Raw genomic sequence first — 23,095 nt, 5'->3', positions numbered from 1 at the left:
GACAATAGAGGGATGACCGATCCGAGCTCCGTGCGCTGCGACGTGTGGCTGTGGGCCGTGCGCGTGTACAAGACCCGCTCGGCAGCGACGACCGCGATCCGCGGCGGGCACGTGCGAGTGAACGGGGATCCGGTGAAGGCCGCGCACGCCGTGAAGGTGGGCGACGAGGTGCGGGCGCGCATCAACGGGTTCGACAAGATCCTCAAGGTCGAGAAGCTCCTGCTGAAGCGCGTCGGCGCGCCGATCGCGGCGACGGCGTACGCCGACCTCACGCCTCCCCCGCCGCCGCGCGAGTTCTATGCCCCGATCGTGCACCGCGATCGCGGATCCGGGCGTCCCACGAAGCGCGAGCGCCGCGAAATCGACCGCCTCACCGGCCGCGACAGCCGCGACAACGACTAAGGGTCGCCAAAAATCGTCGCCTAGACGGGCGTTCAGGCGACGATTTATGGCGACCCTCAAGAGGGCGGCCCAAGCGAGGGGGCAACCCTCAAGAGGAGCGACACTGTAGAGGGCGCGACCCAAAGAACGGCAACCCCGGAATGAGGGGCGAGCCTCAAGACGGCGCTAGGCCGTGAGGCGGGCGAGCGCCGCCCGCACGTCGGGCCACGTCGACGCGAAGCCGGGGTGCAGCGGGTAGTTCTCGATCTGGTCGACCGGAACCCACTTCAGCTCGAGCGACTCGGGGTCGCTGATGACGGGCTCGAACGATTCGACGACGACCGCGATGACGGTCGTGTAGCGCCAGACGCCCACGTCGAAGACGTGCTCGGCGCGCGGCACGACGGATCCGTCGGGGACGCCGGCTTCTTCCTGCGCCTCGCGGATCGCGCCCGTGACGGGCGACTCGCTCGCGTCCTGCAGCGCCCCACCGGGCAACCCCCATGTGCCGCCGAAGTGACTCCAGCCGACGCGGTGCTGCATCAGCACGCCGCGCTCTCGGTCAAAGGCGAGAAGCCCCGCGGCGCCGAAGAGGCCCCAGTAACGGGATCCGTCGGCTCCCTCGACCCAGCCGTCCCCCGGGTGGTGGGGCCGGAACGGCATCGTCGAAGTCATGCCCTCCATGGTACGAGCGTGGCGCGCCCCGCGGGCGGATCCGCGTAACTCGGTGACATACGAGAACGCGAAAGGGCGGCCCGAAGGCCGCCCCGCGAAAGAAGTTAGTGCTTCTTCCGACGCTCGCGCACGCGCATGTTCACGATGACGGGCGTGCCCTCGAAGGGATACACCTCGCGCAGGCGACGCTGGATGAACCGGCGGTAACCCGGATCCAGGAAGCCCGTCGTGAACAGCACGAAGGTCGGCGGGCGCGTGCCCGCCTGCGTGCCGAACAGGATGCGGGGCTGCTTGCCGCCGCGCAGCGGGTGCGGGTGCTCGGCAACCAGCTCGGTGAGGAAGGCGTTGAGCTTTCCGGTGGGGATGCGGCGATCCCAGTTCTCGAGGGCCTCCTCGAGCGCGGGAACGAGCTTGTCGAGGTGACGGCCCGTCTTCGCCGAGATGTTGACGCGCGGCGCCCACGAGACATGCGCGAGATCCTTCTCGATCTCCTTCTCGAGGAAGTAGCGGCGCTCCTTGTCTTCGAGCTCCGGCGTGTTCAGCAGGTCCCACTTGTTGAACGCCAGCACGAGCGCACGACCCGACTCGAGCACGAGGTCGATGATGCGCACGTCCTGCTCGCTGATCGGCTCGGTCACGTCGAGCACGACCACGGCGACCTCGGCCTTTTCGAGGGCCGTCGAGGTGCGCAGGCTCGCGTAGAAGTCGGCACCCTGGTGCATGTGCACGCGGCGGCGAATACCGGCGGTGTCGACGAAGGTCCAGAGCTTTCCGCCGACCTCGACGATCTCGTCGACCGGGTCGCGGGTGGTGCCGGCGAGGTCGTTGACGACCACGCGCTCCTCGCCCGCCGACTTGTTCAGCAGCGACGACTTGCCCACGTTCGGGCGGCCGATGATCGCGACGCGGCGGGGTCCGCCGATCTCGTGCTTCGCGACGGCCGAGATCTCGGGCGTCTTCGCCATGACGGCGTCGAGCAGGTCGGCGACACCGCGGCCGTGGATGGCCGAGATGGGGTGCGGCTCGCCGAGGCCCAGGTTCCAGAGCGGTGCGGCCTCGACCTCGTGAGAGGCGTCGTCGATCTTGTTCGCGACGAGGAATACGGGCTTCTTCGTCTTGCGCAGGAGCTTCACGACGTGCTCGTCGGTCGACGTGGCACCGACCTTCGCGTCGACGACGAACAGGATCACGTCGGCCAGGTCGATCGCGATCTCGCTCTGCTGCGCGACGGAGCGGTCGATACCCTTGGCGTCGGGCTCCCATCCGCCGGTGTCGACGAGCGAGAAGCGGCGGTCCATCCACTCGGCCTTGTACGTCACGCGGTCGCGCGTCACGCCCGGCACGTCCTCGACGACGGCCTCGCGGCGGCCGAGGATGCGGTTCACGAGCTGCGACTTGCCGACGTTCGGGCGGCCGACGATCGCGACGACGGGCAGCGCGGGCAGGTACTCGTTGCCGTGCTCGTCGACCTGGATACCGGCGAGGAGCTCGGCGTCGTCGTCGTCGAGCTCGTAGTCTGCCAGGCTCTGGCGCAGCGCCTCGGCGCGCGCCTCGATCAGATCCTCGTCAAGCGCATCCAGGCGCTCGGCGAGGTCGTCATTCGCCTCGTAGTCGTCGTCGTATTCAGCGGCCATCGCGGCCTTCCTCTCGTCGTTCGTCGATCACCGAGAGTACGGCATCAACGGACTGGTCGAAGTTCAAGTGTGTCGTATCGACGGCCGTCACGCCCTCAGCGGCGTTCAAGAAGTCGACAACGGTGGAGTCGGACGCGTCGCGCTGGCGCATGGCCTCGGCGACCTTCGCCACGTCTTCCGCGCCCATCTCCTTGCTGCGGCGCGCGGCGCGCACCTCGGGGTGGGCGGTGAGCAGGATCCGCACGGGCGCGTCCGGCGCCACCACGGTCGTGATGTCGCGGCCCTCGACGATGACGCCCGGGAGGTCGGCGTCGGCCACGATCTGCCGGAACAGGTCGTTGATCTTCGCGCGCACACTGAGCGTCTTCGCGACGCCCGCGACCGCGGCGGTCGTCTCGGGCGTGCGGATCGCCTTCGTGACGTCGGTCTCGCCCACCGCGATCGTGCGCACGTCCGGATCCAGCGAGATCCGCGGCTCGAAGGTCGCGAAGCCGGCCTCGACGGCGGCGGGATCCGTCGTCTGCCCGCCCTGGTTCAGGACGTGCCAGGCGAGGGCGCGGTACACGGATCCGGTATCGAGGTACCCGAAACCGAGCCGGCGAGCGGCCTCCTTCGAGACGCTCGACTTCCCAGATCCGGCGGGTCCGTCGATTCCCACAAAAAACGTCTCAGGCATGCGCACCCGCAATCCTCCATCCGCGGGCCGACAGGCCGTCGACCGCCCTCTGTAGTGTCGCCGGATCGACCGAGATCTCGGCGAGGCCCAGCTGGGCACCCGGCGAGTGCTCGAGCCGGAAGTCTTCCACGTTGACCTCGAGCTCGCCGAGGTCGCCGAAGAGGCGGCCGAGCTGACCGGAGGCGTCGTCGACCATCACGACGAAGGTCTCGAACATGCGCCGCTGGCCGTGCTTGCCGGGCAGGCGCGCGACGCCGACGTTACCGTCGCGGATCGCGTCGGCGGCCGTGCGGCGAGCGCCCGGCGCATCCGGATCCCGCAGCGCGTCGGCCACGCGGGCGAGGTCTCCCGCGAGGAGGTCGAGCTGCTCGACGACGGGGGCCGCGTTGGCGGCAAGGATCTGCACCCACAGCTCGGGTGCGCTCGCGGCGATGCGCGTCGTGTCGCGCACGCCCTGGCCGGCGAGTGCCAGCGACGTCTCGGGTGCCTCGGCGAAGCGCGCCGCGAGGAGCGACGCGACGACCTGCGGCACGTGCGAGACGAGCGCGACGGAGCGGTCGTGCTCCTCCGGCGTCATCTCAATCGGCACGGCGCCGAGGTCGAGGGCGAGGTCTTCGATGAGGGCGAGCGCCTCGGTGGGCGTCTCGCCGTCGCGGCAGATGACCCAGGGGCGGCCGAGGAAGATGTCGGCGCGCGCCGAGATCGCGCCCCCGCGCTCGCGGCCCGCCATGGGGTGCGAGCCGATGTAGTTGACGAGGTTCACGCCGCGGCGGCGCAGCTCGCGCAGCGGCTCGAGCTTGACCGAGGCGACGTCGGTGACGACGGCGTTCGGGTAGTGCGAAAGCTCTGCGGCGACGGTGTCGGCGACGACGTCGGGCGGCGTGCAGACGATGACGAGGTCGGGGGCGTCGCCCTCGGCCCCGGCGCGGCCGGCGCCGTAGTCGACCGCGAGGCGCAGCTGCGCCGGCGAGGTGTCGGCGAGGATCACGTCGACGCCGTTCTTCATCAGCGCGAGTCCGATGCTTGCGCCAAGCAGACCCGCGCCGACGATGCGGACGGATCCGGAAACGCGCGCCAGCTTGCCCGGCACGAGATCGGTCACTTCTCGGCCTCCGCCTCGCGCGCGAGCGTCAGCAGCGCGCCGCGCTCGTCCTTCGACAGCTCGCGCATCTCGCCCGTGCGGAGCGGGCCGAGGTGCAGCGGGCCAAACTGGCGGCGCACGAGCTCAACGACGGGGTGGCCGACCTTCGCCATCATGCGGCGCACGATGCGATTGCGGCCCGAGTGCAGGGTCAGCTCGACGAGGCTGGTGCCGCGCGAGACGTCGAGGATCCGGGCCTTATCGGCCGCGATCGGGCCGTCTTCGAGCTCGATGCCCCTGACGAGCTCCTGCACCGTGGATCCGCGAACCTCGCCCTTGACCTTCGCGATGTAGACCTTCGTCACACCGAAGCGCGGGTGGGCGAGCACGTTGGCGAGCTCGCCGTCGTTCGTGAGCACGAGCAGGCCGGAGGTGTCGCCGTCGAGGCGGCCGACGTTGTAGATGCGCTCGTCGAACTCGCGCGTGAACTCGCGCAGATCGGGGCGCCCCTGCTCGTCCTTCATGGTGCTCATGACGCCGCGGGGCTTATTGAGCATGACGTATCGCTTCGACACGTCGAGCTGCACGGCCTGGCCATCGACGTCGACGAGGTCGACCTCGGGATCGATGCGGGATCCGAGCTCGGTGACGACCGTGCCGTTCACGCGCACGCGCCCCTCGGCGATGAGGTTCTCGGAGACGCGACGCGACGCGACGCCGGCGTTCGCCAGCACCTTCTGCAAGCGCACGCCCTCCGCGGATCCTTCGCTCTGGCTCACCATGTCCCACTTCCTGCTGGAATAGCCGTGCCATATCCACCGAAATTGGGACATGGGTCTTTCTATCTTGGCGGATCCGCCTGGTTAAATGCCGTCGAGATCGTCGAATCCGTTCGATCCGTCGTCGAGCAGCGGCGAAATGTGCGGCAGCTCGTCGAGCGACGAGATTCCAAGCTTCTCGAGCAGCAAGTCGGTGGTGCCGTAGAGCATGGCACCCGTCTCCGAATCCGTGCGCACCTCGGTGATCAGGCCGCGCCCCAGCAGGGTGCGCACCACGCCGTCGACGTTCACGGCGCGGATCTGCGCGACCTGCGATCGCGAGACGGGCTGCTTATAGGCGATGACGGCGAGCGTCTCGAGCGCCGCCTGCGACAGCCGCGCGGGCGCCTGACTGCCGACGAAATCGGTCACGACCTGGTCAAGATCGCCGCGCACGTACACGCGCCACCCGCTCGCGACCTCGCGCAGCTCGAAGCCGCGCTGCGGGCCGGATCCGTTGCCGTCGTAATCGTCGCGGAGGTACGCGAGTGCCCTCCGCACCTCGCGGAGCGGGGAGCCGACGGCCGCGGCGAGCGCCGTCGCGCTCAGCGGTTCGTCGGCGACGATGAGCATCGCCTCGAGGCGGCGGTTCAGGTCGTCACTCATAATCGGATCCCAGGCTGGCGAGCATGTCGTCGTTCCATTCTTCCGCGACCCACCTGACGGTGAGCTCGCCGAGCGGCTCGAGCTGTTCGAAGGCGACAGCCGCGTGCCGGTAGAGCTCGAGGATCGCGATGAAGCGGGCGACGACGACCCCCTTCTCCGCGGATCCGGCGACGAGCTCGCGGAAGGTGAGGGATCCGCGGGTGCGGAGGCTCGACACCACGATCGCGGCCTGCTCGCGGATCGACACCCGAGGCGCGTGCAGGTGTGAGAGCCCGACGGTGGGGATCTCCCGCGGCGTCATCGCGAGGGTCGCGAGCGCCGCGAAGTCGTCGGCCGAGAGTTTCCACGACAGCTCGGGGGTTGTCGCGCGGTACTTCTGTTCGAGCGGCACGGCGCGGGCGTGCCGGGTGTCCTCGACGCGGATCCGCTCGGCGAACCACGCGGAGACCTCCTTGAACGCGCGGTACTGCAGCAGGCGCGCGAAGAGCAGGTCGCGCGCCTCGAGCAGCGCGACCGACTCGGCGTCGACCAGCTCGCCCTGCGGCAGGAGGCCCGCGACCTTCATGTCGAGCAGGGTCGCGGCGACGACGAGAAACTCGCTCGCCTCGTCGAGGTCGGATTCGGCGTCGGCGAGGTACGAGATGAACTCCTCGGTCACCGCCGAGAGCGCGACCTCGGTGATGTCGAGCTCACGCTTGCCGATGAGGCTCAGCAGCAGGTCGAACGGCCCGTCGAAGTTCGACAGCGAGACGCGGAAGCCGGCGTCGACCACCGGATCCGTGGTCACGGCTTACCCCGCGACCGCGCCCGGCCGGGCGATCATGCGACCGCGCCGCGGTCCACGAGTTCGCGCGCGAGCCGCAGATACGCCTGGGCGGCGGGGTGCTGCGGGGCGTACTCGATGATCGGAACGCCAGAGACGCTCGCGTCGGGGAACTTCACGGTGCGGCCGATGACGGTCTCGAACACCTTCTCGCCGAACGTGTCGACGATGCGCTCGAGCACCTCGCGCGAGTGCAGCGTGCGCGGGTCGTACATGGTCGCGAGCAGGCCGTCGAGCTCGAGTGTGGGGTTCAGGCGGTCCTGCACCTTCTCGATCGTCTCGATCAGCAGCGCAACACCGCGCAGTGCGAAGAACTCGCACTCGAGCGGGATGAGCACGCCGTGCGCCGCCGTCAGCGCGTTAACCGTGAGGAGGCCGAGCGACGGCTGGCAGTCGATGAGGATGACGTCGTATTCCTTGACGACCTTGCTCAGCACGCGGGCGAGGATCATCTCGCGGGCGACCTCGTTCACGAGGTGCACCTCGGCGGCCGACAGGTCGATGTTCGCCGGCATCACGTCGAGACCCTCGACGTGCGTGTGCACGATCGCGTCGTGGGCGTCGCGCTTCGTGTCGAGCATGAGGTCGTAGATCGTCGTCATGTCGTGCGTGTTGATGCCGAGGCCGGCCGACAGCGCACCCTGGGGGTCGAAGTCGACGGCGAGCACCTTGCGCCCGTACTCGGCGAGCGAGGCCGCGAGGTTGATGCTCGTGGTCGTCTTGCCGACGCCACCCTTCTGGTTACAGAGGGCGATGATGCGGGCGGGGCCGTGGCGCTCGAGTTTCGCGGGTGTCGCAAACCCGTTGTATGGGCGACCCGTAGGGCCGATAACGACGTCGTCGTTCTTTTTCGCCACCGATGTTCCTCCTGACACGCTTCAACGAGTGTATCCGCACCGTTACATTCGAGCGCGCAGTTTCTCCCGCGGTTCGCGGATCCGGGCGCGTCGGGTGCGCCCGGATCCGCGCACTCACCCGCCTGCCCGCAGCGCGGTGATCGGCTCGATGAGCGAGGCGCGGCGCGCCGGGTACCAGCCGGAGATCCACCCGACGAGCGCGCCGACGACGACGCCAGCGATCGCGACGACCGGATCGACGACCGCCGTCCACTGCTGAATCGCGGCGACCCCGACGACCGCGAGCACGCCGAGAGCGGCGCCGATGAGCCCGCCCAGCACGCCGATCACGATCGATTCGACCGTGAACTGCGCGGCGATCTGCCGCCTCGTCGCGCCGAGGGCGCGGCGCAGGCCGATCTCGCCCGTGCGCTCGGTCACCGACAGCAGCGTCACGTTCGCGATGCCGAGGCCGCCCGCGAGGAGCGAGACCGCGCCGACGATCAGGAACACGACGTTGACGTCGCCCTGCACCGCGGCGCCGAGTGTGGATCCCGCCTTCGGCGCGCGCACCTTGAGCGAGTCGGGCTTATCGCTCGCGAGCGCGAGCGGCGCCTGATCCGCGATCTGCGGGCCCGCACCAACGGCGATGTGCGCGATCACCTGATCCGGCGCCACGAGACCGAAGTCGTGCCGCGCCGTGCCCGTGGGGATGATGACGGCGTCGCGCAGGTCGCCGTTCGTCTGCACGTCACCCAGGATGCCGATCACGGCATAGGCCGTGCCGCCAATGAAGATCGACGGCTGGCTGTCGACGCGCGCGATGTTGAGCTTGTCGGCGACGCGCGTTCCGAGCACGGCCACGCGGTCGCCGCGCTCGTCGTGGCCGGCGTCGAACATGCGGCCGGTCTTCATCTCGCCGCCGACGACCTCGAGCAGGTCGGCGGACGTGGCCTGGACGGGCGGCACGGCCGTCGCCGGCGCGGAGGGGTCGTTCAGCGGCACCGACGTGATCGTCACGCCGTCGCCGAGCTGCACGTCGCTCAGAAGCGCCGCGCCCTCGACGCCCGCGAGGCGGCCGAGGCGCTCGGGCGCGTCCCACGGGATCCGCCCGAGCGCGCCGCTGCTCTCGCCGAACGACGCCGTCTCGGGCTCGATCGAGACCTGCGTCGAGGCCGCCTGGTTGAACTGACTCGAGATCTGGCCGGCCGCCGTCTGGGCGAAGCCCCACGTCGCGACGAGCGAGCCGATACCCAGCACCGTGCCGAGAATCGTCATGACGAGTCGCCCCGGCCGCGATCCGATGTCACTCGTCGCCTCCGACACGAGGTCGCTCGCCGAGAAGCGATCGCCGCGCGCGACCGGGCGCACGAGGTTATCGATCTCGATGGCCGTGGCGCGCTTCTTCTTCCGCCACCGCATCACGCCACCTCGCTCAATCGTCCGTCCGAGATGCGCACGCTGCGGGCCGCGCGCTCGGCGACGGCCTGGTCGTGCGTGATGATAACGAGCGTCAGGCCGTCGGAGTTCAGGTCTTCGAAGAGCTCCATGACCTCGCCCGACGTGCGCTGGTCGAGGCTTCCGGTCGGTTCATCGGCGAGCAGTAGCTTCGGATCCGACACCACCGCGCGCGCGATCGCGACGCGCTGCTTCTCGCCGCCCGACAGGGTGCCGGGGAAGAAGTCGCGGCGGTGCGCGAGCCCGACGCGCTCGAGCGCGTAGGCGGCGCGCTCGGCGCGCTCGCCCCGCGGCACGCCGCTATAGGTCATCGGCATCAGCACGTTGTCAAAAACGCTGCGGCGCGACATGAGGTGGAACGACTGGAACACGAAGCCGATCGTCTGCGCGCGCACGGCGGCGCGCTGGTCTTCCGTCAACTTGCTCGTCGGCGCGCCGCCCAAGCGGTACTCGCCGACCGTCGGCCGGTCAAGCAGGCCGAGGATGTTGAGCATCGTCGACTTACCGGATCCGGAGGGGCCGACGATCGAGACGTACTCCCCCGGCTCGATCGAGAGGTTCGCGCCCTTGAGCGCCTGCACCTCCGGCGGGCCGGGGAAGGATCTCGTCACATCGCTCAGCTCGATGAGGGCCGTCACGACCCCACCACCACGAGGTCGCCCTCCGCGAGCTCACCTTCTGTCGGGGTCACCTCGACGTAGCCGCCCGAGGCGAGGCCCGTCTCGACCGTCACGATGCGGGTCTTCGCCGCGTCGCCGTCGCGGGGGTCGCCCTCGACGACCTCGACGCGCGACTCGCCGCCGGGGCCCGCCGTCAGCGCCGCGTACGGCACCGAGAGAACGTCGCCGTCGGTCGCGCCGACCGCGATGTTCACGCGCACGTTCTCGCCGCGCAGCTCGTCGAGCTGTTCGGCGGTTAGCTCATCGGGTTCCAGCACGACCGAGACGCGGCCGCCATCGTTCTTGCCGATCGACGTGATCGTCGCGCCGTGGTCGCCGCCGCTCGGCATCGCGAACGTCGCCGCCATGCCCTCCTCGAGCAGCTCGGCCTCGGTCGCGCCGGCGCTCGCGGTCAGCTGCACCGTCGCGCCCGACACCGTCATGGCGGCGCCCTCGACGGTGTCGCCGCGCGAGACGGCGACCTCGTCGACGCGGCGCGGGAGCTCGTTCATGAAGAGCACCTCGCTCGACGGCAGGTACGGCTGCACGGCCTCCTGCGCCTTCGCGAGCTGTTCCTGCGCCGCTGTCAGGCCCTCGTTCGCCGCCGCGACCATGCTCTGCTCGGCGCTCGTGTCGGCTCCGACGTCGAGCGCGGCGCGCTGGAGCTTCGCGATCTCCATCTGGTTGCGGAGGTCGGAGGCGTCCTCCCCCGCGCGCTCGGCGTCCTTCACCTGGCGCCAGAGCGAATCGACGGCGCCGTCGGCCTCGCGGATCTCGATCTCGGTCGGGCCCTTCTGGGCCTCGGCCAGGGCCTTCTGCGCGTCGGCGATCTGCTGCTGCGCGTCGCGCACACCGGCCTCGGCCGAGACGACGGCCTCGGCCGAGCCGTCCTCCGCCGCGGGCGAGGTGTAGCCGGCCTGGCTATACAGAGCGCCGACCGCGTTGGCGGTCGCCTGATCGAAGACGTCGGATCCGACATCGCCCGGGTCGATACCGACGGCGGCGAGCGACTCCTTCAGCTGCGTGACGTCGGGGCCCGACGCCCCGATGCGCAGCGTGCGATACGCGGGCAGCTCGCCGGGCAGCACGATGACGGGGCGGCCCGTGACCTCGAGCGCGACCGAGAGCGGGCCGAGCTCGGCGCCGCGTTCGGGCACCTGGCCCGTCACGATCGCCGCGCCCTCGAACGACGAGGTGTCGATCTTGAGCTCGACGGCGTCGTCATAGCCGACGTCGCCGCGGATCGTGACGTCGTTGCTGAGCGCGCCGAACTCGACCGGCACGGTCACGAGGCCGGGCTCGGGGGCTTCCTCGCCGGCGGCCTTATCGAAGGGCGACACGACGTAGTGGCCGAGCGCGATGCCGCCGCCGAGGGCGACGACCGCGACGAGCGCCGTGATCCAGAGCCCGCGGTTGCCGCGCACCACGCGGCCCCAGCCGCCGGATCCCTTCGACGCGCCCTTCTCGGGCGCCGCATCCGAATCGTCGCCGACGATCGCGTCGAAGGCGCTCTCGGCCTCGGTACCCTCGGTCTCGGCTGCGTCGGCGTTGTCGTTCTTTTTGCGACGCAGAGCCATTACAGGGCCTGCTCGGCCGCGGCGCGGAACGCCTCGAGCTCAGTCTTGTTGTCTTCGATGAACTGCTTCTCGAGCTCGAAGCGTGCCTCGAGAACCTTGTTCGAGTAGTCGGTCTTGTCGCGGCACTCAAGATCGGCGAGCGCCGTCTTGATCTCCTCGTCCGCGGCCTCGGCCCACTCCTCCGACTTCATCGGATCCGCCGACTCGTAGTAGGCGTTGATCTCTTCCTCGGTCGCGTTCTCCCAATCGGGCTCGTCGCCATAGGCGCTCTCGTAGATCTCGGACTGCTTCTCGGAGAGCTTCTCCTGCGGCTCCGCCTGCGTCGTAAAGTCGGTGAACCCGGCGTCGGCCATGCACGATGCCCACTTCGCGTCGAGCTCGACGACGGCGTCGAGTTCGAGGGCATCCGAGTACAGCTCGCTCATCGAGTTCAGCAGCGGCTCGTACTGCTCGTAGAGGTCGTTCATGGCGTCGTTGTTGTAGACCTCGTCCATGGCGTCGGTCTGGCAGCCGCCCTCGAGGTTGCTCCAGTCGAACTCGGGGTCTTCCATCTGCTCGGCCGTGGGCATCTCGCCCGAGAGCGCCTCCTCGTACGCGGTGCGCTCCGACTCGCTGAGCGAGTCGATGTATTCCTGGTTCGGGTTGACGTACTCCTCGAAATCTTCCTCAGAGGGCTCGTCGTCCATGCCGGGCCAAGTGAAGATGCCGTAGCCGTACTTCTCGACCCACTCTCGCTTATCGGGGTCCCACTCCTCGTCGGTGCCAAACACCACGCCCGAGCCCGTGCCGATGTCGGGGATGTACTCGAAGCCCTCGGCCTGCATGCACGCCGCGATCGCCTCCTCCATCTGCACCTGCTGGGCGTCGGCCTCGCTCTGCATGTCTTCCGGCGACACGTCGCCGTCATAAAGCACCGACAGGTACTCGGCAAGCGGCGAGTCGTTCTCGCTGAGCTTGTCCTCCCCGCCCCCGAAAAGGCCCGTGACGGCGCTACACCCCGTGAGGGCGAGGCCCACGACGGCGGTCGTGGCGAGGATCGTGATCGGGCGAAGCTTGCGCATGAATGTCCTGTCTGACGCACGGGGCGCCGGGAAGTATGGGCCTATCTCATACCTACATTGACAGGATATTCATAACGCCACATCCCCCGGAAGGATGATGTCCTTACCGTAATAATCCGCCGATACGACGATCTCGCGGCGCCGAATTACACCGCCCGAGGGTGCGCGCTCTGATACATATCCCGCAGCGTATCGGCCGACACGTGCGTGTAAATCTGGGTCGTCGCGACCGAGGCGTGACCGAGCAGCTCCTGCACGACGCGCACGTCGGCTCCGCCCTGAAGCAGGTGCGTCGCGAACGAGTGCCGCAGGGTGTGCGGTGAGACGTGCGCCGTCAGTTGCGCCTTCTCGGCGGCCGCCTGGATGACGAGCCACGTGCTCTGCCGCGACAGCGGCCGGCCCCGTGCGCCGAGGAAGAGCTTCGGCGTCGCGGATCCCCTCGCCGCGAGCTCCGGGCGCACCCGCGTGAGGTACGCGTCGATGGCCGCGCGGGCGAAGGATCCGAGCGGCACGATGCGCTCCTTATTGCCCTTGCCGCGAAGGCGCAGGATGTCGCCGTGGCGCATGTCGTCGACGTCGAGGCTGATGGCCTCGCTCACGCGCGCGCCGGTCGCGTAGAGCAGCTCGAGCAGGGCGCGATCACGGATCCCGATCGGATCCTCCGCGCTCGGCGCGTCGAGGAGCGCCTCGACCTGCTCGATCGTGAGCGCCTTCGGTAGCTTCTGGGGCTGCTTCGGCGGCACGAGCTTCGTCGTCGGATCCGCGACCGCCTCGCCCTCGCGGGCGAGGAAACGGTGCAGCCCGCGAACGGACGACTGGAGCCGCGCGAGCGAGCTCGCCGCGGGAGGCGGATCCGCCGTCGCGGCGTGCTCGGCGAACTCGCGCACCGTCTCGGGCGAGACGTCATCGGCGTCGGCGATGTCGCGCCCGGCGAGCCAGGCGGCGTAGCCGGCGAGATCTCGCCGGTACGCCGCCACCGTGTTGTCGCTCAACCCACGCTCGATCGAGATGTGGCGCAGATAGCTGTCGATCGCCCGATCGAGCCGCATGACGGGTGGCTAGATGCCGCGGCGGCGCGCGGCGGTGAGCACGCCGATCGTCATGATGCCGTTGTGCAGGCGCCCCTCGGCGATGCCGTCGAGCACCTCGGTGAGGGGAACCCACGCCTTGCGGATGTCGGCCTCCTCGTCGTCACGGTCGAAGGTTTCGCCCGTCGAGCGCACGCCCGTCGCGAGGAAGATGCGCACGAACTCCTCGGATCCGCCGGGCGAGACGGCATAGTTGCCGAGCTCCTCCCAGTGGTCGGCCTCGACGTCGGCCTCCTCCGCGAGCTCGCGCGCCGCGGCGTCGCGGGGATCCTCGCCCTTAACATCGAGCAGCCCCGCGGGGATCTCCCAATCGCGCGTGCGGATCGGGTGACGGTACTGCTGGATCAGCAGGACCCGGTCGTCGTCGTCAATCGCGACGACGGCGACCGCGCCGGGGTGATCGAGGTAGTGCCGCACGAGCGACGCGTTGCCGTAGCGAAACGTGTCTTCGCGGACATCCCACACGTAGCCGTTGTAGACGACGTCACTGCGGGTGACGTCGACCTCGAAGGGCTCGTCGCGGAGGTTCGTCACTCAGCGACCTCGAACAGCTCGCTCGAGCTCGCGCGCTCGATCGCCGCGCCGATGAGGCCGCGGAACAGCGGGTGTGCCTCGGTCGGGCGCGAGCGCAGCTCGGGGTGAGCCTGCGTCGCGATGTAGTAGGGGTGCACGTCGCGGGGCAGCTCGACGAACTCGACGAGGTCGAGGCCGGGGTTCAGGCCCGAGAACACGAGGCCGGCCTCCGAGATCTGGTCGCGGTAGCGGTTGTTGACCTCGTAGCGGTGGCGGTGACGCTCCTGCACCTCGGTCGAGCCGTACACCTCGGCCGCGATCGAACCCTCGGCGAGCTTCGCCGGGTACAGGCCCAGGCGCATGGTGCCGCCCAGGTCGCCGCCGTCGAGAATCTCGACCTGCTCCTGCATCGTCGCGATGACGGGGGTGAGCGTCTCGGGGTCAAACTCGGTCGAGCTCGCGCCGGCGAGACCCGCGACGTTGCGCGCGTACTCGATGACCATGCCCTGCATGCCGAGGCAGATGCCGAGCGTCGGGATGCCCTGCTCGCGCGTGAACTTCAGCGCGCCGAGCTTGCCCTCGATGCCGCGAATGCCGAAGCCACCGGGAACGACGATGCCGTCGAGGTCGGCGAGGTTCTCGCGCGCGCCCTCTTCGGTCTCGCAGAGGTCGGAGGGGATCCAGCGGATCCCGACCTTCGCGCCGTGCGCGAAGCCGCCGGCTTTGATGGCCTCGGTGACCGACAGGTAGGCGTCGGGCAGGTCGATGTACTTGCCGACGAGGCCGATCGTGACCTCGTGCTTCGGGTGGTGCACGGCGTCGAGCACGCGCTGCCAGCGGGTCCAGTCGACCTCGTCGGCCTTGTCGTCGAGGCCGAGCTTCTTGATGATGACGCTGTCGAGACCCTGCGTGTTGAGGGTCGTCGGGATGTCGTAGATGCTCGGCAGGTCGACCGTGTTGACGACCGAGTCGGCGTCGACGTCGCACATGAGGGCGATCTTGCTGAGGTTCGACTCGGTCACCGGGCGGTCGCTGCGCAGCACGAGCGCGTCGGGCTGGATGCCCACCTGGCGCAGCGCCGCGACGGAGTGCTGGGTCGGCTTGGTCTTCTGCTCGCCCGAGGCGCCCATGAAGGGAACCAGCGAGACGTGCACGAAGAAGACGTTGCCGCGGCCGAGCTCGTGGCGCAGCTGGCGCGCCGCCTCGAGGAAGGGCTGCGACTCGATGTCGCCAACGGTGCCGCCGACCTCGGTGATGATGACGTCGGGCTTGCGCTCGGCCTCGGCCTGCAGGCGCATGCGGCGCTTGATCTCGTCGGTGATGTGCGGGATGACCTGCACGGTGTCGCCGAGGTACTCGCCGCGACGCTCGCGCTCGATGACCTTCGAGTAGATCTGGCCGGTCGTCACGTTCGCAGCCTGCGAGAGGTTCACGTCGAGGAAGCGCTCGTAATGTCCGATGTCGAGGTCGGTCTCGGCGCCGTCGTCGGTCACGAAGACCTCACCGTGCTGGAACGGGTTCATCGTTCCCGGGTCGACGTTGAGATACGGGTCGAGCTTCTGCATCACGACGTGCAGTCCGCGAGCCGTCAGAAGGTTTCCCAGGCTGGCGGCGGTGAGCCCCTTGCCGAGGGAGGAGACGACACCACCCGTTACGAAAATCTGCTTGGTTATGGTGTTGGTATTCGCCGCGTCAGAAGTCTGCATCACGGGCTTCAATCCTATCCCCCGAGTCCGGGCTCCAGATGTGTGCGGCTGGGTCGCACGCTGAGAAAGCACTGAGCACGAGCATACTCACCCGTCGCTTCCGACGGGAGAACCCGCCCGCCTCGGATCCGTCATCCCGCCGCGACGCCCAGCAGCTCGCGGGCGTGCGTGAGCGCCGCCTCGCTGTCGGCCATGCCGCTCAACAGGCGCGCCATCTCGGCCTCGCGCTCGGCGCCCTCGAGGCGCGTCACGCTCGACGAGGTAATGGATCCGTCGTGCGACTTCACGACGCTCAGGTGGTTGCCCGCGAAGGCGGCCACCTGGGCGAGGTGCGTCACGGCGATGACCTGCGACTTCTCGGCGAGCTTCGCGAGGCGGCGGCCGACCTCGATCGCGGCCGCGCCGCCAATGCCGGCGTCGACCTCGTCGAAGATGAACGTCGGCACCGGATCCGTCGCCGCGACCACGACCTCGATCGCGAGCATGACGCGGCTGAGCTCGCCGCCGGACGCGCCCTTCGAGACGATGCGCGGCTCGGCGCCGGGGTGCGGGGCGAGCAGGAACGACACGATGTCGCGCCCGTGCGAGGTCTCGGGGCCATCGGCCACGTCGACGACGAGCGTGGCGTTGGGCATCGCGAGCGCGTGCAGCTCCTCCGTCGCGAGCTCGCCGAGGCGAGCCGCGGCCGTGCGCCGCTCGGCGCTCAGCCGGCCGGCGGCCTGGTCGAGGTCGGCCCGCGCGGTGTCGCGCTCGGCGGCGAGCCGCTCGATGCGGTCGCCGTCGTCGTCGAGCTCCGCGAGCCGAGCGGATCCGCTCTCGAGCAGCGCGATCGCGTCGTCGAGGGATCCGTGCTTGCGCGAGAGGTCGGCGAGCACCGCCCGGCGCTCCTCGACGGCGGCGAGCTCGGTCGGGCCCTGCTCGTCGAGGTCGGCGAGGTAGCTCGACAGCTCGACTGCGAGGTCGCCGATGCGGTAGCTGATCTCGTCGATCGCCTGCGCGATCGGGCCGAGGGCCGGATCCGTCGCGCGGTCGAGCCCGCGGCGCGCCTCGCTCAGCAGGGTCGACACGTCGCCCTCGCCCTCCTCGCTCGACAGCGCCTCGCGGGCCAGCATCGCGGCCTCGCGGAGCTGCTCGGCGTTCGCGAGGCGCTCGGCGCGGGCGGCGAGGTCGGTGTCCTCCCCCGCGACCGGCGCCGTCTGCTCGATCTCGGTGAGCGCCACGCGCAGGCGCTCGGCCTCGGCGGCACGTGCGTCGCGCTCGGTGATGAGCTCGGTGAGCTCGCGGTCGATGCGCGTGAACGTGTCGTATGCCGTGCGGAACGCCGAGCGGGCGTCGCGCACGAGGTCGCCGCCGAAGCGGTCGAGGGTGATGCGCTGCTCGGCCGTTGACTTGAGGCGCAGCTGGTCGGTCTGGCCGTGAACGGCCACGAGCATCTCGGCGAGGTCGGCGAGGACGCTCGCGGGGGCGCTGCGCCCGCCGACCGATGCGCGGCTGCGGCCCGAGGCCGCGATCGTACGCGAGAGGTACAGCTCGCCGCGGCCCTTGCCGGCCGGTTCGAGCTCGCCACCCGCCTCGCGCACGCGGTCGGCGATGCGCCCCTCGGCGGGCACGTTCCAGATGCCCTCGACGACGGCCTGGCTATCGCCCGAGCGCACGGTGCCGCTATCGGAGCGCTGCCCCATCAGCAGCCCGAGCCCCGTCACGACCATGGTCTTTCCGGCGCCGGTCTCGCCCGTGATGGCGGTGAAGCCCGGGCCCATCGGCAGCACGGCGTCGGCGATGACGCCGAGCCCCGTCAGGTGCATCTGTTCGATCACGACGTCACTCCGCCTTCGGCTTCACGATATTGATCGAGGTCGTTTGCATCGACCCGTTCGGCCCGCGCCACCCCTGCACCGGCAGCTGGAACTTGCGCACGAGGCGGTCGGTGAAGGCCGCGGGGTGCAGGCGCGCGACCCGCACCGGAACGGGCGAGCGGCGCACCGAGACGCGGGCACCGGCTGGCAGCGCGAAGCTGCGCCGGCCGTCGCACCAGACGACGCCCCCCACTCCGGGCGAGCGCTGCAGCTCGAGCGCCACGGCGTGCTCGGGGCCAACGACGAGGGGACGTGCGAAGAGGGCGTGGGCTGAGATCGGCACGACCGTGATGGCCTGCACCGTCGGCCACACCACGGGGCCGCCCGCCGAGAAGGCGTAGGCGGTGGATCCGGTCGGCGTCGCGATCACGACGCCGTCGGCGCCGAAGCTCGATAGCGGTCGGCGGTCGATCTCGAGCACGACCTCGATCATGCGGCCGGGGCTGTCTTTCTCGACCGTCACCTCGTTGAGGGCAAAGCTCTCGAAGACGACATCGCCGTGACCATCGCGCACCTTAACCGCGAGGGCGAGGCGTTCCTCGACCTCGTAGTCGCCGGCGATCGCGCGGGCGACCGCCGCGTCCATGTCGTCGCGGTCGATCTCGGCGAGGAAGCCGACGTGGCCCATGTTGATGCCGAGCACCGGCGCCGTTCCCTCGCGCACCAGCTCGGCCGCGCGGAGGATCGTGCCGTCGCCGCCCAGGACGACCGCGAGATCGACCTCGTCGAGCGGCACGTCGTCGCCGAGAACGGCGACGTCGGACAGCACAGGCGCAAGAACCGAGAGGTCGGCGCGGTCTTCGGCGTCCATCACCGGAACGGCACCGGAGCGCACGAGGGTGTCGACCACGCGAACCGCCGCCTCGACCGTGTCGTCACGGTGAGCGTGTGCGACCACCAGGATCTTGCGCTTCGTCATCAGCCATCCCATCTGCATTGAGGCCAGGTGGTTCCCATTGTGTCGGATCCCGGGGCTGATGCGGCGCTCGCGTCGGCGATTCGTCTAAATGTTCGAAGAACGTTCAGCTTCGCCGCGGAGATATCCGGTCATCGCACCGCACCGCGGATCTCGTCGGCCCAGTCGCGCGCCTCGCCGTCGGCGCGCAGGTGAAGGAGCGCCTCGCGGTTGCCGTGGGTGCCCTCGACCGGCGACGGCAGCAGGCCGTGCACGACGAAGCCGAGCGACTCGGCCTCCGCCAGCACGCCCGCGACGGCGGCCTCGCGGCGCGCGTCGTCGACGACGATGCCCCCGCGGATCCCGGTGCGGCCGACCTCGAATTGCGGCTTCACGAGCAGCACGACGTCGGCGTCGGCCGCCATGACGGCCTTCACCGCCGGAAGCACGTGCGAGAGCGAGATGAACGAGAGGTCGCCCGTCACGATGGACGGGGCGGCGTCGATCCCGCTCTCCTCCGCGAGCGACGCCCGCGTCATGTAGCGCACGTTGTAGCCCTCGACGGTGCTCACGCGCGCGTCGTCTCGGATCTCGTCGGCGAGCTGGTCGTGGCCCACGTCGACGGCGGCGACGCGCACCGCCCCGCGTTCGAGCAGCACCTGCGTGAACCCGCCCGTCGATGCGCCCATGTCGAGCGCCGTGCGGCCGGCAACGTCGATGCCGAAACCGTCGAGGCCCGCGATGAGCTTGTGCGCCGCACGGCTGACGTAGTGGTCGGCGTCGACCTCGATGACCTGTTCGGCCGTAACCCTCAGCGAGGGCTTCTCGGCGACGCGGCCGTCGACGCGCACGCGCCCGTCGGCGATCAGGCGCGCCGCGTTCGAGCGCGAGCGCGCGAGCCCGCGGTCGGCGAGCTCGGCGTCAAGGCGCGCGCTCACTCCTCGGGATCCCGCTCGAGCTCGCTCGCGAGCTCGTCGTGCGCGCGCTGGTACGCCTCCGCGCGCTCGGCGAGCGGTAGCTCCTCGATCGATTCCGGATCCATCATCACTGCCGGTGGAACGTGTCGCGGTAGAGGATCTCGGGAACGTGGAAGCCGAAGATCGCGCGGTCGGTCGACCAGATCGCGTGCGCTGCGGCGCGCAGCAGATCGAGCTGGTTGTCACCCTCGCTGAGGATCTCGATCTCGGGGCCGTCGCTCGTGCGGATCTTCGCGGATCCGACCGTCGTCACGCGGTTCTTCTGCTTGATCTCGGGGTACGGCTCGAAGAGATCGCGCAGGTCGCCGACGATATAGGTCGGGCGCGAGTGCGGCGGGGCCGCGAGAACCTGCTTCGGGCGGTCGATGCCCGTGAGCACGAGCACCGATTCCATGCCCGCGGCCTGCGCGCCCTGAATGTCGGTGTCGAGGCGGTCGCCGATGAACAGCGGCTTCTGGGCGCCGAATCGCTTCGTCGCCGCGTGGAAGATGGGCGCCTCGGGCTTACCCGCGACGGTCGCGAGGCGACCCACCGCGGTGTGAACCGCCGAGACGAGCGTGCCGTTACCCGGCGCGATGCCGCGCTCGCGCGGGATCGTCCAGTCGGTGTTGGTCGCGATCCACGGGATCCCGCCCTCTTCCTCGGGCGTCTTCAGCGCGTAGGCGGCCTCGGCGAGGTCGGTCCACGCGACGTCGGGGTTGAAGCCCTGAAGCACCGCCGCGGGCGAATCCTCCGCGCTGCGCGTGACGACGTAGCCCGCCTTCTCGAGCTCGGTGACGAGACCCTCGCCACCGACCACCAGAATCGTGGATCCGGTCGGCACCTTCTGCGCGAGCAGCGTGACGGCCGCCTGCGGGCTCGTCACGATGTCGTCCGCGACCGTGTGCAGGCCGAGTTCGGCAAGATGCTGCGCCACCGACGCGTCGGTGCGCGAAGCGTTGTTCGTGATGAACCCGATCTTGCGCCCCTCGCTCTCCGCGCGGTTCAGGCTCTCGACGGCGTGCGGGATCGCCCCCGGGCCGGCGTACACGACGCCGTCGAGGTCGGCCAGCACGACGTCGACGCCGTCGAGCGGGGTGGGCAGCTTCTTGCCGAACAATGCCATTACTTCTCGGATCCGTTCTCGTCGTCGGTGATGCCTGCCTCGGCGAGGATCTCGCTCACCTCGTCCTCGATCGTCGGCTCGCCCTCGGCGGGGTCGAACGACGCGTCGTCGGCGATACTCGCGGCGTCGGCGAGCTTCTTCGCCTTCTTCGCGGCCTTCTTCGCCTTCTTGGCCGCCTTCTCGTCGTCCTTCGACGACTTCGCGGGGGCGTCCTCGGGCTCGGTTTCCGTGGCGTCGGCTTCCGCCTCGGCCTCGGTCTCGGCAACCTCGACGTCCGCTTCCTCGGACTCCGCGGCGTCCGCGTCAGCCTCGGCGGCCTCCGATGCGGCGGCGTCAGCCGCCGTCACGTCAGTGGCGTCGGCGTCCGAGGCGTCGTTGACGGTCTCGTCGGTGTTGTCGTCAGCCCCGTCGGCACCAGCCTCATCAGCGTCGTCCTCGTCCGCGTCGGCCTCGTCAGCTTCCGTCACGTCACCGTCAGCCTCATCGGCGTCGCGCTCGTCGCGGTCGTCCTCGTCGTCGCCGAAGTACTCGTCTTCGTCCTCCCAGTCGAGGCCGAGGTCGCGGGCGTGCATCTCGTGCACCGTCACGGTGTCGTCCTCGGCGAGGCGCGTCTCGACGGCGTCGGCCGCCACCTCGGCGCGATGCGCCCACTCAGCGGCCTCGTCCGAACGGCCGAGGTCTTCGAGCACAGCGGCGCGGGCCGCGAACAGCCCGGCGCTCCACTCGTACGCCTTGTTGGGGTCGTCCTCGGGAATGTCGAGTTCGTGCAGCGCGAGCTCGGTCTGGCCGAGGTCAAGGCGTGCGCCCGACATCGCGATCGCGAGCTCGACGCGCTGCGCCACGGGGAGCGCCTCGCGGTCGACCGAGCGACCCTCCTCGAGGGCCTTCTCGGGGCGGCCGACGCCGCGCTCGCTGTCGACGATCATCGCCGCGTGGTCGTTGCGGCCCGTGATGCGGCGCACCGTGCGGAGCTCGCGCAGCGCGAGCGCGAAGTCACCGGTCGCGTAGGCCGTGATCGCGAGCGTCTCGCGCACGACGGCGACGCGGCCGGCGTGACGCATGGCAGCCTGGGCGTGCTCGTGAGCGAGCGTCGGGTCGTCGTCGATCGCCTGAGCGGCCATCGCCATGTGGCGGGCGACGCGCTCGGCGTTCTCCATGCTCAGCGTCTTCAGCTCGTTGCGAGCCGCGGGCGCGAGGTCCTTCGGCGTGATGTCCTCGGGCAGCATCGGATCCGCGATGCGCTCGCGGTGCGGCGCCAGCGGGTTCTCTTCGCGCTCGTCGCGACGGTCGAAACGGTCGTCGCGGCCGTAACCGCGGTCGTCGCGACGGTCGTACCCACGGGATCCATCGCGGTCGCCGCGGTAGCCACCGTCGCGGCGGTCGCCGCCCTGGTATCCACCACGACGGTCGTCGCGGCCCTGGCCGCGGAAGCCGCCATCGCGGTCGCCGTCACGGCGGTCGAACGAGCGGCCCCCGCGGGAGTCGCCATCGCGGTTTCCGCGGTAGCTGCCTTCACGACGCTCGCCGCCCTGGTAGCCGCCACGACGGTCGTCATCGCGACGCGGGCCACGGTTGCCCTGGTACCCGCCGTCGCGGTTCCCCTGGTAGCCCCCCTCGCGGCGCTCGTAGGGACGTCCGCCGCGCGAGTCACCGTCGCGGTTGCCGCGGTAGCCGCCCTCGCGGCGGTCGCCGCCCTGGTAGCCGCCACGACGGTCGTCGTCACGGCGGGGGCCGCGGGCACCCTGGTATCCACCTTGGCCGCCATCGCGGTTGCCGCGGTAGCCGCCCTGGGCACCGTCGCGGCCACCCTGGTAGCCGCCCTCGCGGCGCTCGTAGGGGCGTCCGCCGCGCGAGTCACCGTCACGGTTGCCGCGGTAGCCGCCCTCGCGGCGGTCGCCGCCCTGGTAGCCGCCACGACGGTCGTCATCGCGACGCGGACCGCGGGCACCCTGGCTTCCGCCATCGCGGTTGCCGCGGTAGCCGCCCTGGGCACCGTCCCGATTGCCCTGGTAGCCACCTTCGCGGCGCTCGTAGGGGCGTCCACCGCGGGAGTCACCGTCGCGGTTGCCGCGGTAGCCCCCCTCACGGCGGTCGCCGCCCTGGTAGCCGCCACGACGGTCGTCGTCACGGCGCGGACCACGGGCGCCGCCATCGCGGTTCCCCTGATAGCCGCCCTCGCGACGCTCATACGAGCGGCCGCCGCGGGAATCGCTGCCACGGTTGCCGCGGTAGCCGCCCTCGCGGCGGTCGCCGCCCTGGTAGCCGCCGCGCGAGCCGCCGTCGCGGTTGCCGCGATAGCCGCCGTCGCGACCGCCCGAACGGGGAGCCCCGTTACCGTCGGAGCCGGCCTCACGCCGAGGACGACGGTCGCCGTCGTCTCGGCGATCGTTCTTGTCGTTGTTCTCGTCGGTGGCCATGCCCACTCCCCTATGTCAGACGGGGCAGCGCCCGCACATGTTATTTTTTCGCTCGTCCTACGAGCCTAAACCAAACCGCAAACGCACAAAAGGGCCGCCCAGCGTTGGGCGACCCTTTTGTCTTACGTTAAGTCCGGCGGTGTCCTACTCTCCCACAAGGTCCCCCTTGCAGTACCATCGGCGCTGAGAGGCTTAGCTTCCGGGTTCGGAATGTGACCGGGCGTTTCCCTCTCGCTAAAACCACCGAAACAAC

At 70.0% G+C, this 23,095-nt stretch carries 21 protein-coding genes and 1 rRNA gene; 1 reads left to right on the top strand and 21 read right to left on the bottom strand.

Translation table 11 applies throughout. The annotated features are described in order from the left end of the window. Nucleotides 1-12: 12 nt before the first annotated feature. Nucleotides 13-402 (top strand): RNA-binding S4 domain-containing protein, encoded by a 390-nt coding sequence (locus DTO57_RS00110; RefSeq protein ID WP_114116224.1) that lies wholly within the window; start codon nucleotides 13-15, stop codon nucleotides 400-402. Nucleotides 403-567: 165 nt separating this feature from the next. Here DTO57_RS00110 and DTO57_RS00105 read toward each other — a convergent pair whose 3' ends face one another. The 21 genes from DTO57_RS00105 to rrf all read right to left on the bottom strand — a co-directional run bounded on the left by DTO57_RS00105 (nucleotide 568) and on the right by rrf (nucleotide 23,090). Beyond that, a complete protein-coding gene (locus tag DTO57_RS00105; protein ID WP_308420489.1) occupies nucleotides 568-1,056 on the bottom strand; it encodes an NUDIX hydrolase in 489 nt (162 codons plus the stop codon). 104 nt (nucleotides 1,057-1,160) lie between these two features. Next, nucleotides 1,161-2,690, bottom strand: coding sequence for a ribosome biogenesis GTPase Der (der, locus tag DTO57_RS00100; protein ID WP_114116222.1), 1,530 nt, complete (start codon nucleotides 2,688-2,690; stop codon nucleotides 1,161-1,163). Continuing rightward, complete coding sequence (cmk, locus tag DTO57_RS00095) at nucleotides 2,680-3,366, bottom strand: (d)CMP kinase (protein ID WP_114117221.1); 687 nt, start codon at nucleotides 3,364-3,366, stop codon at nucleotides 2,680-2,682. Before cmk ends, der begins: the two co-directional genes overlap by 11 nt. After that, on the bottom strand, nucleotides 3,359-4,468 hold the full coding sequence (locus tag DTO57_RS00090; protein ID WP_114116221.1) for a prephenate dehydrogenase: 1,110 nt from the start codon (nucleotides 4,466-4,468) through the stop codon (nucleotides 3,359-3,361). Before DTO57_RS00090 ends, cmk begins: the two co-directional genes overlap by 8 nt. Further along, nucleotides 4,465-5,229, bottom strand: coding sequence for a pseudouridine synthase (locus tag DTO57_RS00085; protein WP_114116220.1), 765 nt, complete (start codon nucleotides 5,227-5,229; stop codon nucleotides 4,465-4,467). The genes DTO57_RS00090 and DTO57_RS00085 overlap by 4 nt, the downstream gene beginning before the upstream one ends. 81 nt (nucleotides 5,230-5,310) lie before the next feature. Further along, nucleotides 5,311-5,871, bottom strand: coding sequence for an SMC-Scp complex subunit ScpB (gene scpB, locus DTO57_RS00080; protein WP_114116219.1), 561 nt, complete (start codon nucleotides 5,869-5,871; stop codon nucleotides 5,311-5,313). Further along, nucleotides 5,864-6,658 (bottom strand): segregation and condensation protein A, encoded by a 795-nt coding sequence (locus DTO57_RS00075; RefSeq protein ID WP_114116218.1) that lies wholly within the window; start codon nucleotides 6,656-6,658, stop codon nucleotides 5,864-5,866. The genes scpB and DTO57_RS00075 overlap by 8 nt, the downstream gene beginning before the upstream one ends. Before the next feature lie 32 nt (nucleotides 6,659-6,690). Further along, nucleotides 6,691-7,551, bottom strand: a complete 861-nt coding sequence (locus tag DTO57_RS00070) for a ParA family protein (protein ID WP_373285633.1) — start codon at nucleotides 7,549-7,551, stop codon at nucleotides 6,691-6,693. A 114-nt stretch (nucleotides 7,552-7,665) separates the two neighbouring features. Beyond that, a complete protein-coding gene (locus DTO57_RS00065) occupies nucleotides 7,666-8,952 on the bottom strand; it encodes an ABC transporter permease (RefSeq protein WP_114116216.1) in 1,287 nt (428 codons plus the stop codon). Beyond that, nucleotides 8,952-9,626, bottom strand: a complete 675-nt coding sequence (locus tag DTO57_RS00060) for an ABC transporter ATP-binding protein (RefSeq protein ID WP_114116215.1) — start codon at nucleotides 9,624-9,626, stop codon at nucleotides 8,952-8,954. The genes DTO57_RS00065 and DTO57_RS00060 overlap by 1 nt, the downstream gene beginning before the upstream one ends. After that, nucleotides 9,623-11,224: an efflux RND transporter periplasmic adaptor subunit gene (locus DTO57_RS14250; RefSeq protein ID WP_162785599.1), complete on the bottom strand. Its 1,602-nt coding sequence runs from the start codon at nucleotides 11,222-11,224 to the stop codon at nucleotides 9,623-9,625. The genes DTO57_RS00060 and DTO57_RS14250 overlap by 4 nt, the downstream gene beginning before the upstream one ends. Beyond that, the gene (locus DTO57_RS00050) at nucleotides 11,224-12,285 is read right to left on the bottom strand and encodes a hypothetical protein (RefSeq protein ID WP_114116214.1); all 1,062 of its coding nucleotides are present in this window, start codon (nucleotides 12,283-12,285) and stop codon (nucleotides 11,224-11,226) included. Before DTO57_RS00050 ends, DTO57_RS14250 begins: the two co-directional genes overlap by 1 nt. A 146-nt stretch (nucleotides 12,286-12,431) precedes the next feature. After that, complete coding sequence (xerD, locus tag DTO57_RS00045; protein ID WP_114116213.1) at nucleotides 12,432-13,334, bottom strand: site-specific tyrosine recombinase XerD; 903 nt, start codon at nucleotides 13,332-13,334, stop codon at nucleotides 12,432-12,434. Nucleotides 13,335-13,343: 9 nt separating this feature from the next. Beyond that, entirely contained in the window at nucleotides 13,344-13,907 is a 564-nt protein-coding gene (locus tag DTO57_RS00040; protein WP_114116212.1) for an NUDIX domain-containing protein, read from the bottom strand. Next, the gene (locus DTO57_RS00035; protein ID WP_114116211.1) at nucleotides 13,904-15,592 is read right to left on the bottom strand and encodes a CTP synthase; all 1,689 of its coding nucleotides are present in this window, start codon (nucleotides 15,590-15,592) and stop codon (nucleotides 13,904-13,906) included. Before DTO57_RS00035 ends, DTO57_RS00040 begins: the two co-directional genes overlap by 4 nt. A gap of 131 nt (nucleotides 15,593-15,723) precedes the next feature. Beyond that, entirely contained in the window at nucleotides 15,724-17,409 is a 1,686-nt protein-coding gene (recN, locus tag DTO57_RS00030; protein WP_114116210.1) for a DNA repair protein RecN, read from the bottom strand. Nucleotides 17,410-17,413: 4 nt separating this feature from the next. Then, nucleotides 17,414-18,367: an NAD kinase gene (locus DTO57_RS00025; RefSeq protein WP_114117220.1), complete on the bottom strand. Its 954-nt coding sequence runs from the start codon at nucleotides 18,365-18,367 to the stop codon at nucleotides 17,414-17,416. A 128-nt stretch (nucleotides 18,368-18,495) separates the two neighbouring features. Then, nucleotides 18,496-19,281, bottom strand: a complete 786-nt coding sequence (locus DTO57_RS00020; RefSeq protein ID WP_114116209.1) for a TlyA family RNA methyltransferase — start codon at nucleotides 19,279-19,281, stop codon at nucleotides 18,496-18,498. Between the two features lie 106 nt (nucleotides 19,282-19,387). Next, nucleotides 19,388-20,425, bottom strand: a complete 1,038-nt coding sequence (locus DTO57_RS00015; protein ID WP_114116208.1) for an HAD-IIA family hydrolase — start codon at nucleotides 20,423-20,425, stop codon at nucleotides 19,388-19,390. Further along, nucleotides 20,425-22,842 (bottom strand): primosomal protein, encoded by a 2,418-nt coding sequence (locus DTO57_RS00010; RefSeq protein WP_114116207.1) that lies wholly within the window; start codon nucleotides 22,840-22,842, stop codon nucleotides 20,425-20,427. Before DTO57_RS00010 ends, DTO57_RS00015 begins: the two co-directional genes overlap by 1 nt. A gap of 131 nt (nucleotides 22,843-22,973) precedes the next feature. After that, a 5S ribosomal RNA gene (rrf, locus tag DTO57_RS00005) occupies nucleotides 22,974-23,090 on the bottom strand. Between the last annotated feature and the right edge of the window lie 5 nt (nucleotides 23,091-23,095).

Source organism: Microbacterium sorbitolivorans (assembly GCF_003327285.1).
Lineage (GTDB): Bacteria > Actinomycetota > Actinomycetes > Actinomycetales > Microbacteriaceae > Microbacterium > Microbacterium sorbitolivorans.
The sequence above is the reverse complement of the archived record's forward strand: the minus strand, read 5'-3'. Positions and strand labels throughout refer to the sequence as shown.

Coding starts and splice junctions, on each gene's coding strand:
- DTO57_RS00110 (WP_114116224.1), top strand. CDS start 13: ATGACCGATCCGAGCTCCGTGCGCTGCGACGTGTGGCTGTGGGCCGTG.
- scpB (WP_114116219.1), bottom strand. CDS start 5,871: ATGAGTGACGACCTGAACCGCCGCCTCGAGGCGATGCTCATCGTCGCC.
- DTO57_RS00065 (WP_114116216.1), bottom strand. CDS start 8,952: ATGCGGTGGCGGAAGAAGAAGCGCGCCACGGCCATCGAGATCGATAAC.
- DTO57_RS00050 (WP_114116214.1), bottom strand. CDS start 12,285: ATGCGCAAGCTTCGCCCGATCACGATCCTCGCCACGACCGCCGTCGTG.
- DTO57_RS00105 (WP_308420489.1), bottom strand. CDS start 1,056: ATGACTTCGACGATGCCGTTCCGGCCCCACCACCCGGGGGACGGCTGG.
- DTO57_RS14250 (WP_162785599.1), bottom strand. CDS start 11,224: ATGGCTCTGCGTCGCAAAAAGAACGACAACGCCGACGCAGCCGAGACC.
- DTO57_RS00015 (WP_114116208.1), bottom strand. CDS start 20,425: ATGGCATTGTTCGGCAAGAAGCTGCCCACCCCGCTCGACGGCGTCGAC.
- cmk (WP_114117221.1), bottom strand. CDS start 3,366: ATGCCTGAGACGTTTTTTGTGGGAATCGACGGACCCGCCGGATCTGGG.
- DTO57_RS00025 (WP_114117220.1), bottom strand. CDS start 18,367: ATGACGAAGCGCAAGATCCTGGTGGTCGCACACGCTCACCGTGACGAC.
- DTO57_RS00035 (WP_114116211.1), bottom strand. CDS start 15,592: ATGCAGACTTCTGACGCGGCGAATACCAACACCATAACCAAGCAGATT.
- DTO57_RS00010 (WP_114116207.1), bottom strand. CDS start 22,842: ATGGCCACCGACGAGAACAACGACAAGAACGATCGCCGAGACGACGGC.
- DTO57_RS00085 (WP_114116220.1), bottom strand. CDS start 5,229: ATGGTGAGCCAGAGCGAAGGATCCGCGGAGGGCGTGCGCTTGCAGAAG.
- der (WP_114116222.1), bottom strand. CDS start 2,690: ATGGCCGCTGAATACGACGACGACTACGAGGCGAATGACGACCTCGCC.
- xerD (WP_114116213.1), bottom strand. CDS start 13,334: ATGCGGCTCGATCGGGCGATCGACAGCTATCTGCGCCACATCTCGATC.